The sequence below is a fragment of the Peptostreptococcus porci genome (assembly GCF_009695815.1).
Lineage (GTDB): Bacteria > Bacillota > Clostridia > Peptostreptococcales > Peptostreptococcaceae > Peptostreptococcus > Peptostreptococcus porci.
In genome coordinates this window covers 683914-698937 of the sequence record NZ_VUNE01000001.1, presented here as the reverse complement: position 1 = coordinate 698937, position 15024 = coordinate 683914, and the positions used below count along the sequence as shown (strand labels likewise).

Annotated in this window: 11 protein-coding genes and 1 tRNA gene; 3 read left to right on the top strand and 9 right to left on the bottom strand. The window is 34.3% G+C overall.

Going from position 1 to position 15024, the window contains the following annotated elements; translation table 11 throughout:
* The first annotated feature begins 50 nt into the window (after nucleotides 1-50).
* A tRNA-Leu gene (locus FYJ71_RS03125) sits at nucleotides 51-134 on the top strand.
* 183 nt (nucleotides 135-317) lie between these two features.
* Here the strand turns inward: FYJ71_RS03125 and FYJ71_RS03120 are convergent.
* Both FYJ71_RS03120 and FYJ71_RS03115 read right to left on the bottom strand, forming a co-directional pair.
* Entirely contained in the window at nucleotides 318-1511 is a 1194-nt protein-coding gene (locus tag FYJ71_RS03120) for an iron-containing alcohol dehydrogenase (RefSeq protein WP_154537335.1), read from the bottom strand.
* 267 nt (nucleotides 1512-1778) lie between these two features.
* The gene (locus FYJ71_RS03115; protein ID WP_154537334.1) at nucleotides 1779-3596 is read right to left on the bottom strand and encodes a cell wall-binding repeat-containing protein; all 1818 of its coding nucleotides are present in this window, start codon (nucleotides 3594-3596) and stop codon (nucleotides 1779-1781) included.
* Nucleotides 3597-3922: 326 nt separating this feature from the next.
* Here FYJ71_RS03115 and FYJ71_RS03110 point away from each other — a divergent pair, with 326 nt between their 5' ends.
* On the top strand, nucleotides 3923-4756 hold the full coding sequence (locus FYJ71_RS03110) for a thymidylate synthase (RefSeq protein ID WP_154537333.1): 834 nt from the start codon (nucleotides 3923-3925) through the stop codon (nucleotides 4754-4756).
* Between the two features lie 9 nt (nucleotides 4757-4765).
* Nucleotides 4766-5269, top strand: a complete 504-nt coding sequence (locus FYJ71_RS03105; protein ID WP_154537332.1) for a dihydrofolate reductase — start codon at nucleotides 4766-4768, stop codon at nucleotides 5267-5269.
* 311 nt (nucleotides 5270-5580) lie between these two features.
* On the opposite strand, the gene FYJ71_RS03100 is transcribed toward FYJ71_RS03105, so the two are convergent.
* From FYJ71_RS03100 to ppdK, 7 genes are all read right to left on the bottom strand, one after another.
* The gene (locus FYJ71_RS03100; protein ID WP_154537331.1) at nucleotides 5581-6660 is read right to left on the bottom strand and encodes a glycerol dehydrogenase; all 1080 of its coding nucleotides are present in this window, start codon (nucleotides 6658-6660) and stop codon (nucleotides 5581-5583) included.
* A gap of 249 nt (nucleotides 6661-6909) precedes the next feature.
* Entirely contained in the window at nucleotides 6910-7596 is a 687-nt protein-coding gene (locus FYJ71_RS03095; protein WP_195836885.1) for a Crp/Fnr family transcriptional regulator, read from the bottom strand.
* Between the two features lie 282 nt (nucleotides 7597-7878).
* Nucleotides 7879-8973: a YkvI family membrane protein gene (locus FYJ71_RS03090; RefSeq protein WP_154537329.1), complete on the bottom strand. Its 1095-nt coding sequence runs from the start codon at nucleotides 8971-8973 to the stop codon at nucleotides 7879-7881.
* A 48-nt stretch (nucleotides 8974-9021) separates the two neighbouring features.
* Nucleotides 9022-10317 (bottom strand): glycine/betaine/sarcosine/D-proline family reductase selenoprotein B, encoded by a 1296-nt coding sequence (locus FYJ71_RS03085; protein WP_154537328.1) that lies wholly within the window; start codon nucleotides 10315-10317, stop codon nucleotides 9022-9024.
* 13 nt (nucleotides 10318-10330) lie between these two features.
* Nucleotides 10331-11617 (bottom strand): glycine/sarcosine/betaine reductase component B subunit, encoded by a 1287-nt coding sequence (locus FYJ71_RS03080; RefSeq protein WP_154537327.1) that lies wholly within the window; start codon nucleotides 11615-11617, stop codon nucleotides 10331-10333.
* A 22-nt stretch (nucleotides 11618-11639) separates the two neighbouring features.
* Nucleotides 11640-12017: a GrdX family protein gene (locus tag FYJ71_RS03075; RefSeq protein ID WP_154537326.1), complete on the bottom strand. Its 378-nt coding sequence runs from the start codon at nucleotides 12015-12017 to the stop codon at nucleotides 11640-11642.
* 356 nt (nucleotides 12018-12373) lie between these two features.
* Nucleotides 12374-15019: a pyruvate, phosphate dikinase gene (gene ppdK / locus FYJ71_RS03070; RefSeq protein WP_154537325.1), complete on the bottom strand. Its 2646-nt coding sequence runs from the start codon at nucleotides 15017-15019 to the stop codon at nucleotides 12374-12376.
* Nucleotides 15020-15024: the final 5 nt, after the last annotated feature.

Sequence of the window (15024 nt, the reverse complement as noted above, 5' to 3'; positions counted from 1 at the left end):
TTTTTTTTACATCTGTGGTATTATATTATATGTACTCGAGAGAGACAGATGCCGCTGTGGCGGAATTGGCAGACGCACAGGACTCAAAATCCTGCGATAGCAATATCGTATCGGTTCGACCCCGATCAGCGGCACTCAAGCAATCATTCGTGATTGCTTTTTTTATTTTTTGTATATTGTGTGTAAATATTCCAAAAAAAATGGTAATGTATCCAGTTTTAAATATGACACACTACCATTTTTATCGATTTTTCTCGTTCTACCAAAAATCAATTTTAATTTATTTCAAAAAACAACTCTTATTTATTTCATCATCATTATAGTGATTCAGCGTATATCGCTCTGACATTTTCTCTTGTTGCCTGAACTGGTGCACAAGAAAGCAATCCATCTAATGATGGCGTTGTAAAAGCAAGCTCAGTCAATCTATCAAGATCAGCCTCTGTAAAACCTTCATCTTTCAATGTCATTGTCAATCCAACAGATTTTAGCCACTCTCTCATATTTTCACAAGCTTTTTCAGCTGTCAAATCCTCAGAATCTCCAACAAGTGGTCCGAATACATCGATTATTGTTTCCCTTCTAGCGTCAAAGCAAATCTTCACAACTGATGGAAGAAGGATACCCAAGCCTACTCCGTGAGTCAAATCTGTTTTCACAGCACTTAGTGGATGCTCCAATGCATGAGTAAAGTGAAGTAAACCATTATCAAAAGATGTACCTGCAATCATTGATGCATAAGCCAAATAGTATCTAGCCTCCAAATCATGTCCGTCCGCAAGAGCTCTCGGCAAGTACTTATGAACAAGTCTTACAGTTTCCTTACCACAAAGAATACTAAATGGATTTGCAGTAAGTGCAGTACATGCTTCAAATACGTGGTTTATAGCATCCACTGAAACAGCCATTGTCTGATATTCTGGCAATGTAACCATCAAGGCTGGATCATCTATTGCATACAATGGATATATACAATCATAAGCTATCGCAGGCTTATACTCTTTTTCTGGTATTGAAACAACAGCGAATCTATCCACCTCTGTTCCAGTACCATGAGTAAGATTGATAGCGATTACTGGAGCCGCCTTATCCGGTGTGAATTTTAATTCATAAAGCTCTGCACATTTCTTTTCAGGATATTCAAGCAAAATTGAAACAGATTTTGCAGCATCAATCGGGCTACCACCACCTATACCAATTACACAGTTTGCACCTATTGATTTACCTAATTCACATGCTTCGTCAACATCTTTATGTTCAGGATTTGGGCTAATTTTGTCGTACAAAGCATATTCGATATTGTTGTCCTTCAAAGCCTTTTCAACTACTTCCCAAGCACCTGTTTTCTTATACGCAGCTCTACCAGTCAAGATTACGACCTTGTTAAAGCCTTTTGATGAAAGCTCAGCTGCAATATCATTGAATTTCTCTATTGCTCCAACACCAAGGTAAGCAGTTGATTTAGCTCTAATTTCCTTAATTTCGTTAATGTTGATGTCTTTTTCCCACATAAGAATACCTCCTAAAAATAATGTAATCTTTTGAAAATTTTAAAAGTTTGTTAAATATTTTATTAACTTTACCTACATTATATTCCTACTTTTGGAAAAAGTAAATATTTATTGTTAAATTTTAAATACAAAAAAACACTTAAATATAATTAAATACTATTTTTTCCGAATTTTTATTCTTTTGTAGCAAAATTTAAGTAACAAAGTTTCAACCTTTTTCTTATCGTTATCCAAATACTACCTTTAATTTAGTTTATTACCACAAATTTAGTATCTTACCACAATAACAGGTGTACCAACACTAATCTTTGAGTATAATGATGAAACTTTGTTTAATGGAGTATTTATACATCCATGTGATCCGGCAAATAAATATCTAGTTCCACCAAATTTAGGCTGCCAGTATGCATCATGAATTCCAATGCTTCCATTAAACGGCATCCAATACTGTACAGGAGAAGCATATCCAGGCCCTCTAAGAACGACATTTCTCGCCTTTGATCTCAGAGTAAAAATACCTGGAGGTGTAGCCATACCTCTATTTGGATTTCCGGAAACTATTGGTGTAGAAAGAGTTACTTTTCCATTTTCATACAATTTCATATTTTGTTCTTTAATATTAACTACAACATATTTATTACCTATATTAGTGGCTTTATTAGGAATACTGGCAGTAGTATAGTATGGTGTAACTGAATAGACAGATTCCCCTTTTTTCAATAGATCAATCAATCTATCTGTTTCCTTATTTACATCTAAATTCATCCTGGATTCACTTGATATCACAACATTATTATTTTTCCAATATGCATAGCTTCCATTATTATTTGATACTGTTCCATTAAATTTAATAGATCCCAAGAAGTTCTTGATCGATTCTCTATTAAAATCTAATTGATATCCATTGGCTTTATCGATTTCTATCATCGGAAGAATATTTTTGCCAGTTAGTTTTTTTGAATTTCCCTCAAAGCTATATTCTATCTCCATATTTCTATATTTCATTATTTTATCAAATGCCATATCTGAATTTTGATTTCCTCTATTTATGATAAAATCTGCAATTTTCGATATATTTTTTTCTATCTTCACTCCACCACTTACTTGAACCAAATTGGACACCTTGCTATTTGAACCATTCAAAGCATCAAGCTGATCAAAGGTAAATCCATAATTTGAATTTATCAAAAGAACTGGTCCATAGCTCAAACTTGATCCTCCATCGGCGGAATTGATGCTCGAGATAATTCCAGCATTAATAAGAACTGAATCTATCAATTTAGAGTTATTCCCCATACCATCTTCTGCGATATAGACAGTATCAAAATCACCAAAGAACCTTTTGATTATTTTTAAGTTAGTGTCTTGTCTGTCAACACCACTAATTCTTTCCACATTTCCAACCAAGCTGTCATATTGTTCCGGTAAACCATTTGTTCCACCGATTAAATATACCTTTGATATCCCCAAACCATTTATTTCGCCACTTACATTTGCATAGGAATTATTGTCGGTAAAAATAATCGGAATATGCTGCTTGGCTGCAACTGCACCTGCTCCTGCAGCATCTGGAAGCCCAGTCACCCCGTTTACAACAAATGATTCCTCAAAATTTGTTCCCCTGACAGCTTTTATTTTCTTCGCAATGTTTATTGACGTTTCAACTCGACTATTTCCAGAAATTCTCTCAACAGCATAACCACTCCCCTTTAAACTCTCTTCGATACCAGAGCTTATTGAGTTTTCCCCTCCAATAATATAAATATTTTTGGGATGTAGTCTTGAGATTTCTTTTACCGTACTTTCAACATCAAGATTTGCTGAATTGCTCAACAAAACTGGTGCATTTATCTCACTTGCAAATGGAGCAACAGATAGGGAATCTGCAACAGCGTTTGCATTTACAATAATTACATTTTCACTTCCATTTTTCCAACCATTTTGAGAGATACTAACAGCAGTTGAAAATCTATCAGCTCCACTGATATTTTTTACAGACACATCTTGTGCAATAGATGTTGTACCAAAACCTACAGTAAGTGAGAATACTGCTAGTATCACCGATTTTTTAAGTAATCTTTTCATAATAAATCCTCCTAAAATAAAACATCCTAAATAAAAAACAAATATTATTCCTTAAGAATAGTATATATTCTTTTCAAACTTCGAACAACTACTAATACGTTACAAATACAGCCATTAATTCGATGTCCATTTATTACATTTTTGTTATAAAAAAAGTCTTTCCTTCGCATTTATGCACTCAATATAATTCATATTAACTCAGTCAAATTTTCACTCTAAAATCATATTTTTATCATTTTTACAGATTGATTAATTTTTAAGATTTCTACCGTTGAAAATATGGTAAAATATATAGTAACTCATTTAGTAAGGGAGGATAAGAATATATGACAATAGCCGATAATAATTTCAAAAAACTTTGTGAGGATATATTAAATAGCGGAAACAGTACTATTGGAGAAAAAGTACGACCTAAATATGCTGACGGTACACCTTCACACACATATTTTGTGAATCAAGTTTTTGAAAAGTATGATTTATCAAAGGGAGAGTTACCAATTGTAACTCTAAGACAGGTCGCTTGGAAATCCGGAATAAAGGAAGTTCTTTGGATTTATCAAGACCAAAGCAATGACTTGGAGCTTCTTAAAAGCAAATATGGAATAACTTGGTGGGATGAATGGGATATAGGCGACAGAACTATTGGTCAGAGATACGGAGCGACTGTAAAAAAGTATGATTTGATGAATAACCTATTAGAAAACCTAAAAAATCAGCCATTTGGTAGACGACATATCATCAACCTTTATCAGGAATCAGACCTTCAAGCTTCGAAAGGATTGTTCCCTTGTGCTATGGAAACACAATGGAGCGTTAGAGATGGCTATCTTGATATGACATTGATTCAAAGATCATCCGATGTGCCAGTTGCCAATTCAATAAACAAAATTCAATATGTGGCTTTGCAGATGATGGTAGCAAGACATGTTGGACTTGAAGCAGGAGTATTTTGTCACTATGTAAACAATGCTCACATTTACGATAGACACATCGATCAGGTAAAAGAGATAATTTCAAGAGAATCACAGCAAAATCATGAAAAGATTAGGCTTATTCTCAACCCTGAAAAAAAAGATTTCTACTCCTTTACAATCGACGATTTTGTGCTTGAGGGATATAATCCAATTAAGCCTAATCTAAAGTTTGAAATGGCGATATAGGAGGGATTGATGATAGAAAATTTGTATGCAATAGTCGCAATGACTGAAAAAACGAATGCAATAGGAAGAGCTGGCGATATGCTTTACCATCTAAAAGATGATCTAAAGTACTTCAAATCGACTACTGAAAACAATACGATAGTTTGTGGAAGAAAAACATACTTCAGCTTTCCAAAAAGACCTCTTCCAAATAGAAAAAATATCGTTTTAACTAGAGGAAATACAGCATTTGATGGAGCATATACGATGCACAGTAGAGAAGAAATTATCGAATATGCAAAAAATAACCCTGACGAAAAAATATTTATTTGTGGTGGAGACAACATTTATAAGCAATTTATGGATGACGTTTCGAAGCTATATGTCACTAGTATAATTGAAGAAAAAAAAGTCGATGCGGACAGTTTTTTCCCAGAAATTCTCGAAGAAAAATGGAAGCTTACAAGTGAATCGGAATATATATGTCCAGATAATGCACCAAAATATAAATTTTTAATATATGATAGAATTTAGTTATAGATAAAATATAGTTATAGTATAGAATATAATTATAATAGAGTTACTGATAGAATATCATAGCAAATGTTGAAAAAATAAACTCTACATAAAAAAGTATCCTGCATTCATTTTAAATTTTAAAGAACGCAGGATACTCTTTTTATAAATTTTTTGTGTGAATTTTTTTATAAAATTTTTTTATAAAACTTTTTTATATTTTTATGTTTTTCTATATATCAAAATCTATTCCTTGTATCTAATATTATTTCATTATTTAAAATAAATATTTTTGGTAGGTGCTCACTATTTCCGTTTAAAAGTACTGATTACCTTCCTAACATATCAGTTGCAATAATAGCATCATACAGCTGTTCTTTTGATACATCTCCAGCCATATTATGTATTGTTTCACCTTCTATACAAGCATTTTTTGCAATAATTCTAATTTCATCTTTGCTTGTAATACCTATTTCAGCCAGTGTTGTAGGAAGTCCAACGCTCTTACAGAATGATTGAACAGTATTAAACTCTTCCCTCGATGCCCCTTCTAATACTAATTGAACAAGTGTACCAAAAGCAACACAATTTCCATGTGGAGCACTATGACCGCCAAGTGTTGTCAATCCATTGTAAAAAGAATGTGCAACAGCCAAACCACCATTGTCAGCACCAACACCTGACAAATATACATTTGCCTCTATTACTGCTTCCAAAGCAGGGGTTACAACATTGTTTTCACACGCCACAATAGCTTCAATTCCATAGTCAAGCAATGTATTATAACATAATTCACAAAGTGCCATCGCTGACCTAGTAATTCCGCCAAACTCTAGGCTTGGAGAATCAGTACGTAGGCAAGCCCTTGCTTCAAAATATGTGCCTAGAGCGTCTCCCATACCAGCTATTAAGAATTTAACTGGCGCATTTGCAATCACGTCACTATCAACAATTACAGCCTCTGGATTTTTGGGATAGAATAAATAACTATTAAATGTTTCGTCATCATTGTAAATTACAGACAAACCAGTACACGGAGCGTCAGTCGCAACTACTGTTGGAATGATTGCAACTGGTAACTTTTCAAAATGAGCAACAGCCTTGGCAGTATCAATAGCAGAACCACCACCTACACCAACTATAACTTCAATTTCATCGTCAGAAACGATTTTTTTCATTTTTTCTATTTCACCAATGCTTGAAACTCCTCCAAAAATTTCATATCTACGAAAATCTTGTGTATTCTCAAAGCTTTTTTCTATTTTATCATGACACATTTTGTACCCACTGTTAGAGCATACAAAAAGCCATCTCCTACCTAAATGCTTCATTTCTTCGTAAAAACTTAACAACGAATTTTTTCCCTGAACATATTTTTGTGGTGCTCTCATCAATTTTAACCTAGCCATAGTATACCTCCAAAATTTAAGTTTGTTAAAAAAATACTTTTACTTGATTATAATACCATGACAAATAAAATACAATACGCAAAGATAAAATTTACAGTAATTTCAAAAAATTTTCATTTTTTTATCTAATTATAAAAAAGCTCGTGTATTCCTATTATTTCTAAACCAGAATATACGAGCGATTCAATTTGACTAAGTTTTTAACGGATTGATACCATATATTATTTCATTAATTGTAATTTCAATCTTTTAAAGTAATGATTCCAGATATTCTTTATCCAAAACTCTAATACTTTTTCTGTTAAATTGGATTATGCCATCCTTATCCAGCTGAACAAGCTCCTGATTTAAACTACTCCTGTTAACGTGAAGCATATCTGCAAGAACCTCTTGTGAATTTGGTATTTCAATTAGTTCGTCTGAATTATTCATATATATTAACCAGTAACTCAACCTTTCAACGACTCTCCTATATTGCACTCCTCTCAACAAAACCTTGCTATAGCAATTATACTTAGCAACAAATTGCAAAATATTGTGTAAAAACACAGGATCCTTGTCAATAATTTCTTTCAGTTCATCGACTGGAAGCCATACAACTCTGGATTTTTTAAGAGCCAATACATTGAAGAAATAGTTTTTTACACCACCATAAATTAAATAAAACGGAAAAGCATCTCCTGCAAAATAATATGACGAATGTTGTTCCTTCGCAAAAAAATACGATGAATTTAATTCCTTCCCAGATGATGTGTATTCGGTTGATTTTAAAACACCTTCGATAATTATTGCGAAATACTTGATTTCCTGTCCTTCTCTGATTATCATAGTATTTGAATCATAAGTCACTTCTTTTTTGTTCAATTTCTCGATAGCTTTTTTCGACTCTTCCGAAATTCCTCTAAAAATACTTCTATCCCAAAATGTATTATCCATTTCCATGCCTCCAAAAATATCTTTGTTTCATACTATTACTTGTAAAAGAGCTAAACATACCAATATCGCAAATATCTATACCTAATACCATCAAATATAGATTATCTATATTATAACATAGAAGTTAACCCATTTTCAAAATAAAAAACACTTAACACTCAACTTTATAAAAAAATGAAAAAGGCTATGACCCTTACAAAAAGTAAAAATCAAGCCTAATTCAACAAGAGTAATTATATTAAGTATTTTCAAAAGCAAGCTTTTGCTACGTCAATTCTTCTATTATATTTTCTTCCATTGAATAGATCTAAAAATCATGATAAATAATAGAACTAAACCAACATATCCATTCAGTACATATACATAATTTACTAATGTGTCAAACTTTAGCGTTAGACCTACAAGCATACCAACTACTCCAAGAACAATTGACAGCATTCTAAATTTCGGAGTCTTTTCTTCTGCAAATCTAGATACAACCGACCACAATAATGGAACAGAAGTAGTGTATATTCCGAGAAGTATTATTACTGAAAATATATTTGCAAGCATTGGATGAATTTCGCCAGCCAATATCAACGTTGGAATCTGACTTCCTTTCAATGTGCTTATTGAAAAGAAGATACCAAGCGACATTATCAAAACAGCAAGTGAAAATCCTGTTGCACCCCAAAATGCACCTAATTTACCTTCTTTATCACTATTTGCACTCGCTCCTATCTGACCTAAAAACGCAGCCAACCATAACATACAGAAGCCCACATATGATCCTGCAGACAACAGCCAATTTGGATTTGCTATCTTTATTTCCTTATTTGCCACAAGATCTCTGACAACATCATTCGCAGTGTTCATTCCATCTAAATGAGTAAATATACTTACTCCACCTACGAAAATTGCAATTACAACTATTACTGGTCCAATGTTACCGATAACTTCAACTATCCTATTCAAACCGAATATAGCTGTGATGATTACGACAACACCCATTAGTATTCCACCAATATATGGCGACCAATTGTAATGTTGTGCAGTAGTTGCTCCGGCTCCACCTATCATTACCGTATATGATAAGAAGATAAAGAATACTGAAAAGTAATCATAAAACGTTCCCAAAGCCTTTCCACAATAATATCTATAAATGTCATTCGGTGTATCAAACTTATTATTGTATCCAGCAGATATAAAGCTAAGTCCAACATATGCCAAAAGTATAAAGCAAAGTATTACTGCCAAAATGCCTTTATACCCAAGTGCTGTAAAGTACTGTAAAATTTCTTGGCCAGTTGCGAAACCAGAGCCTATTAATAGAGCAATGAATGCACCAGCGTAATTAACAACCTTTTTCGTGCTTACCTTTTCATTTTTTTTAGTCATAAAAATCACCCATTTTCATTACTTCGTCAACTTCTAATAGTCATTTAACTAGAATATTGTCGGTCCGTCAACTTCAGTTGTAAGAGCATCTAACGCCTTGCCAACAAGTGAATTTCTTAAATCCAATTCCTTTTCGCCTTTTTCTGGATTACCTACTGGGTAAGGTATCGCTATAGTAGGTACTATTCTGTTTGCTCCAACAGATTTTGATATCGTAACAATTGTTGCCATATGAACAATTGGAATTCCAAATCTTTCTATTTCTTTTACTATCGTTGCACCGCAACGTGTACAAGTACCTCACGTAGAAGTTAGGATAACACCATCTACACCAGCAGCCTTCAATTCCTCTCCCATTTCTTTACCGAATACAATTGAATTACCTATTGCAGTACCAGTACCAGTTGTAGTATAGAAATCTTTGTACACGCTTCCAATAACTCCATCCTTTTCAAGTTGTTTAAGTGAATCCAATGGAACGACTCTATCTGGGATTTCATTCGCATAAACTGGATCATATCCACCATGTATCGTGCAGAAATTGCCCTCCAATTTATCTAATTTTGATATATCATATTTCCCCCATTTCTGAGCAGATGCTGATTGAATTCTATCAGGGTTTCCCATAGGTACAATACCACCAGTAGTAACCAGTGCAATTGTCGCATTTGAAAGATCTTTTATAGCAGGAGCCGGATCTACAGTATCAAATACCGGCATTGGAAGCTCAGTAGTAAACGACTCGTCATTAAGTCTTTTCATCAGCATTTCTATTGCTCTTTGAGAGCCTGTTTTTTCAGAAAATACTGTTAACCTTTTTCCTTGTGCAAAATAGTCGTCAACATCTGGTTTAACCACTTCTCCGTTAAGTATTTTTTTGGCTACTGCGACCATCTTTGGAAGAGCTTTTCTCATTGTACCTGCTGAATCACCAGTTTTTACGACGTAAGCGACCTTTCTTGCAGAATCCAGACCTGGATTTTCTTCATACATACCTGAAACAACTGGAATACCTGCCTCTTTTTCGAAAAACTCAGCCACACCTGAACAAGCCATACCATATCTACCAGCATTGAAAGCCGGACCAGCCACAACTAAATCAGGCTTTACGTCTTCGCATACCTTCTTCAAAAATTCCAAAGACTCTTCTTTATTTTCATTGAAGAAATTATCTCCACATATAATAGTACCAACTAATGTTCCATCTTCTGATATCGATTTTGCAAATACTTCAGATGGACCAATTCCACCTTCCTTGAACATCGGAGCTATACCAGCCTTGTCTTCTCCACCAATCTGTCCAAAGAACTGATTTAGATAAAATAAAACTTTCTTTTCAGACATATCATTTTCCCCCTTAATAAAGTTCTACTGTTGCATTGTGAGTACCAATTTCAGAAGTTGCACCTATTACTGCATTTAACTCACACTTCATTGTTCCGTCTTCACTATTATAGGCACCAGCCCATCCTCCAGCTATATTTGCAACTGCTTCAGGATCACCTAATACCCTATCTGCTTTTCCAAGTTCAACAACATGAGAAACATTTCCCGTAGACACAACAGCCACTGCTTCTTTTGCTATATCAGTAAGTGGTTGACTCATTCCATCCCAGCCAGAGCATTCGTCTGTTATCAATACAGTTTTTATTCCTTGCTTTTCTAACCTTGAACAAATCATCACCAAATCTGAATCAGGATTTCCATAACCTTCTTCGGATACCACCACTCCGTCTGCTCCAAGCATCTTACAAAGCTTTGCAGTATAATCACAAGAAACGAACTTTCCATTTAAAGTTGTCATTTCAGGAACTAATACAACGCCTAGGAAATTTATTTCCTTTCCATGTAACTTATATAACTCTTTTATTACCGCATTATTTTGATGCTGGTAAGTTGTTATCTTATCACAAGCTGCAACACAGTTACCACTTATTACTGCTCCATCCAATTCTTCATTTGGAGAAATCAATGTAGGAAGTATATGTGCAGAGTCGACACCATAAATATAGCTTGCGTGAAGAAGACCCTGTGAAATTAGCATTTCAGCATATACAACCTTTGGAAGATTAGGATATTTTTCAGTTTCTTCATCATTGTCGCCCATTTCATACACTTCGACTTCATCAGAAGTTAGATCCTTTGCTGCCATACCGACAAGCTCAGAAGTTCTAAGACCAATTATTCTACAAGTTTCTTCATGTTCATGAGGCGTCAAACCATCGATGACACTTATGTCTACTACTATGTTATTTGTTTTAGAGAAAGGAGTCCACTTTGCGCCTTCACCCCACATATCTATAATGCCCTCTTGGAAACCAACTATATCACCAATTGTAACAACAGCAACTCCCTCAAGAACATTAGCAATACCATTCCCTAACTGAGCAACATCACTTGTAACACCGGCAAATCCACTAGCTCCCTCAACCTTAAATCTAGGTTGAATAACATCCTTCACTGGAATTATTCTAGTCTTTTCACCAGGCTTTGCAATATCGATTTTAATTTCTTTAACATTTGGAACTTTTTTCAGCTCTTCAATCAATGAAGCCTTATCGATAAATAAAGTAGTTCCATCAACCTTTGTCTCGTTTCCAAATTCAACATTGTTGATTTGAATTTTTCTAAGTTCTAGTTTCAAAATACTTCACCCCTTTAGTAAATTATAATATTTCACTGATAAAATCGTTTTCACTTATTGCAGACTTTATCAATTCATAATCAATAACCTCATAGTCTCTCCTATTTCTCACGTCTACATTTCTCTCTCCCATTGTTATCTTGTATTTTTCAATACTGTTTTCTATGACTTCAATGGAGTTTTCATCAATGTTCTCCAATTCCTTACTAATTAATATTGACCGAATTGGAGAATACATCATTCTGATGCTTGCGCCAAGAGGGTATGATATAAGCTCATGACCTAAATGAATATAGTTTCTCACTTCTAATAGCACATCAAAAAAATCACCTTCAACAAAAATAATATTTTCATAATTATCTTTTACAATTGTATTATTCGTAACAATCGTAAAATCCATAATGCCACCCCCTTATATTATTTTAATTGTATTTCACAGAAATATTTTAAACAATTTAGAAAATTATATTTAATATTTCATTTGCATATATTATGTACTTTGTTAAAATTATTATAATATGAATATCTATATAAACAAGTTGCCTATACAACAGTTTTCAGATTTTTTAAAATATTATATTTTTATTCTAAGTATAGATGTTTTCTATACTTTAAAATCCAAAATAAAAATACCGTCAATCAAAGGCTTTATATACCTCTGATCAACGGTAAATCTATTGCAAATTATATTTTTGTATTTTGAGTCAACTACTTGATTTCATGATAAATTTTCTGATAATTAAGTGGTAAATATGTTTATTTATCTCTTTCAATTGCTCCACTTCTCTTTTTAATTGTTGATTGAGCAACAGCTAATCTTGCAATTGGTACTCTGAACGGTGAGCAAGAAACATAATTCAAGCCTTGATTGTAGCAGAATTCAACTGATGAAGGTTCTCCACCATGTTCTCCACAAATTCCTAACTTCAATTCTGGATTAGTACCTCTTCCAAGTTTTACAGCCATTTCAACAAGCTTTCCTATACCTTTTTGATCAAGAACTTGGAATGGATCTTTTTCAAGAACACCCTTATCAACGTATTCACCCAAGAACTTACCAGCATCATCCCTAGAATATCCAAATCCCATTTGAGTCAAGTCGTTTGTTCCAAAACTGAAGAAATCGGCAACTTCTGCTATTTCATCAGCAGTAACACAAGCTCTTGGTATTTCTATCATAGTACCTACAGTGTAATCCATCTCAACGCCGGCTTTTTCAAGCTCAGAATTTACTGCTTCCTCGATAATTGGTCTAAGCATCTTTAATTCATTAACAGTTCCGATTAATGGCACCATTATTTCCGGAACTACCTTGTGTCCATCTTTCATTGCCAGTATTGCCCCCTGTGCTATTGCTCTTGCTTGCATTTCACAGATTTCTGGATACGTTACAGCCAATCTACAACCTCTATGACCAAGCATTGGGTTGAATTCGTCTAAATCCACTACTCTCTTCTTCAATTCAGTAGGTCTTATTCCCATTTGTTTTGCCAATTCTTCTATTGCAGAATCTTCATGAGGCAAGAACTCATGTAGAGGTGGATCCAATAGTCTTATATTACAAGGTCTTCCATCCATTGCCTTGAATATACCATGGAAATCTTCTCTTTGGAATGGAAGTAATTTGTCCAATGCCTTTACTCTGTCTTCAACATTATCAGCCAAGATCATTTCTCTAACTGCTGGTATTCTTTCTTCTTCAAAGAACATATGCTCAGTTCTACAAAGACCGATACCCTCAGCTCCAAACTCGATGGCTTTTTTTGCATCTCTTGGATTATCGGCGTTTGTTCTAACCTTCATATCTCTGATCTCATCAACCCAGCCCATAAATACACCGAAATTTCCTCCAACTTCAACGCTTGTCATCTCTATTGAACCAAGGTATACACAGCCAGTTGATCCATCAATTGACATGAATTGTCCTTCTTTTATAACTCTGTCGCCAACTCTTATTTCTTTTGCCGCTTCATCGACTCTTAATTCGCCACAGCCTGCAACACAGCATTTACCCATACCTCTAGCAACAACTGCCGCATGAGAAGTCATACCACCTCTGGCAGTCAATATACCTTCTGAACTTACCATACCTTCTATATCCTCTGGAGATGTTTCCTGTCTAACCAATAAAGTTTTTTCACCAAGCTTTGCATGCTCAACAACATCATCAGCATGGAAATATACCTTTCCTGAAGCTGCACCTGGAGATGCAGGAAGACCTTTTGCTAGCAATTCTGCCGACTTAAGTGCCTTCTGATCAAATGTTGGATGAAGTAACTGATCCAATTGACCTGGCTCTATTCTCATTATTGCCTCTTCCTTATCTATTACTCCAGCATTTACCAAATCAACTACCACGTTAATTGCGGCCTTTGCAGTTCTCTTACCATTTCTAGTTTGAAGTATGTAAAGCTTTCCTTTTTCAATAGTGAACTCTATATCCTGCATATCTTTATAGTGACCTTCTAGAATCTGTGTTATTTCAACAAATTGATTATACATTTCAGGCATATCGTTCTTTAATGTATCTATACTCTGAGGAGTTCTGATTCCAGCAACAACATCTTCTCCTTGTGCATTTATTAGATACTCTCCAAACAATTTGTTTTCTCCAGTTGATGGATTTCTTGTAAATGCAACACCAGTTCCACTATCAGTACCCATATTACCAAATACCATTGATTGAATGTTTACTGCAGTACCAAGATTATTTGCTATATCATTTAATTTTCTGTAAACAACTGCTCTAGGATTGTTCCATGATCTGAAAACTGCCTCAATCGCCAACAGCAATTGTTTTTTTGGATCTTGAGGGAAATCCTCTCCAACTTCTTTTTTGTAAATATTTTTGAACTCTACAACGATTTCCTTCAAATCATCAATACTTAATTCAGTATCGAATTTGTACCCTTTTTCTTCCTTTACTCTTTCTAAAACATTTTCAAATTTGTATTTTGGTACTTCCATCGCAACATCTGAGAACATTTGAATAAATCTTCTGTAGCTGTCATATGAAAATCTTTCGTTGTTAGTTGATTCTATCAACCCTTTGATACTCGTGTCATTAAGACCTAAGTTTAATATTGTATCCATCATACCTGGCATTGAGAATACTGCCCCTGATCTTACAGATACCAACAATGGATTTTGTTCAGCTCCAAGAGTTTTTCCCTGTTCTTTTTCCAATTGATCCAATTTTTCATCGATTTGATCCAATATTTCTTTTCTGATTTTGTGATCATTTTCATAATAGTCGTTGCAAGCTTCAGTAGTAATAGTGAAACCTTGAGGTACAGGAAGACCGATATTTGTCATTTCTGCCAAATTCGCTCCCTTACCACCCAATAGGCTTCTCATGTCCTTATTACCTTCATCAAAACTATAAACAAATTTTGTACTCATGTTTT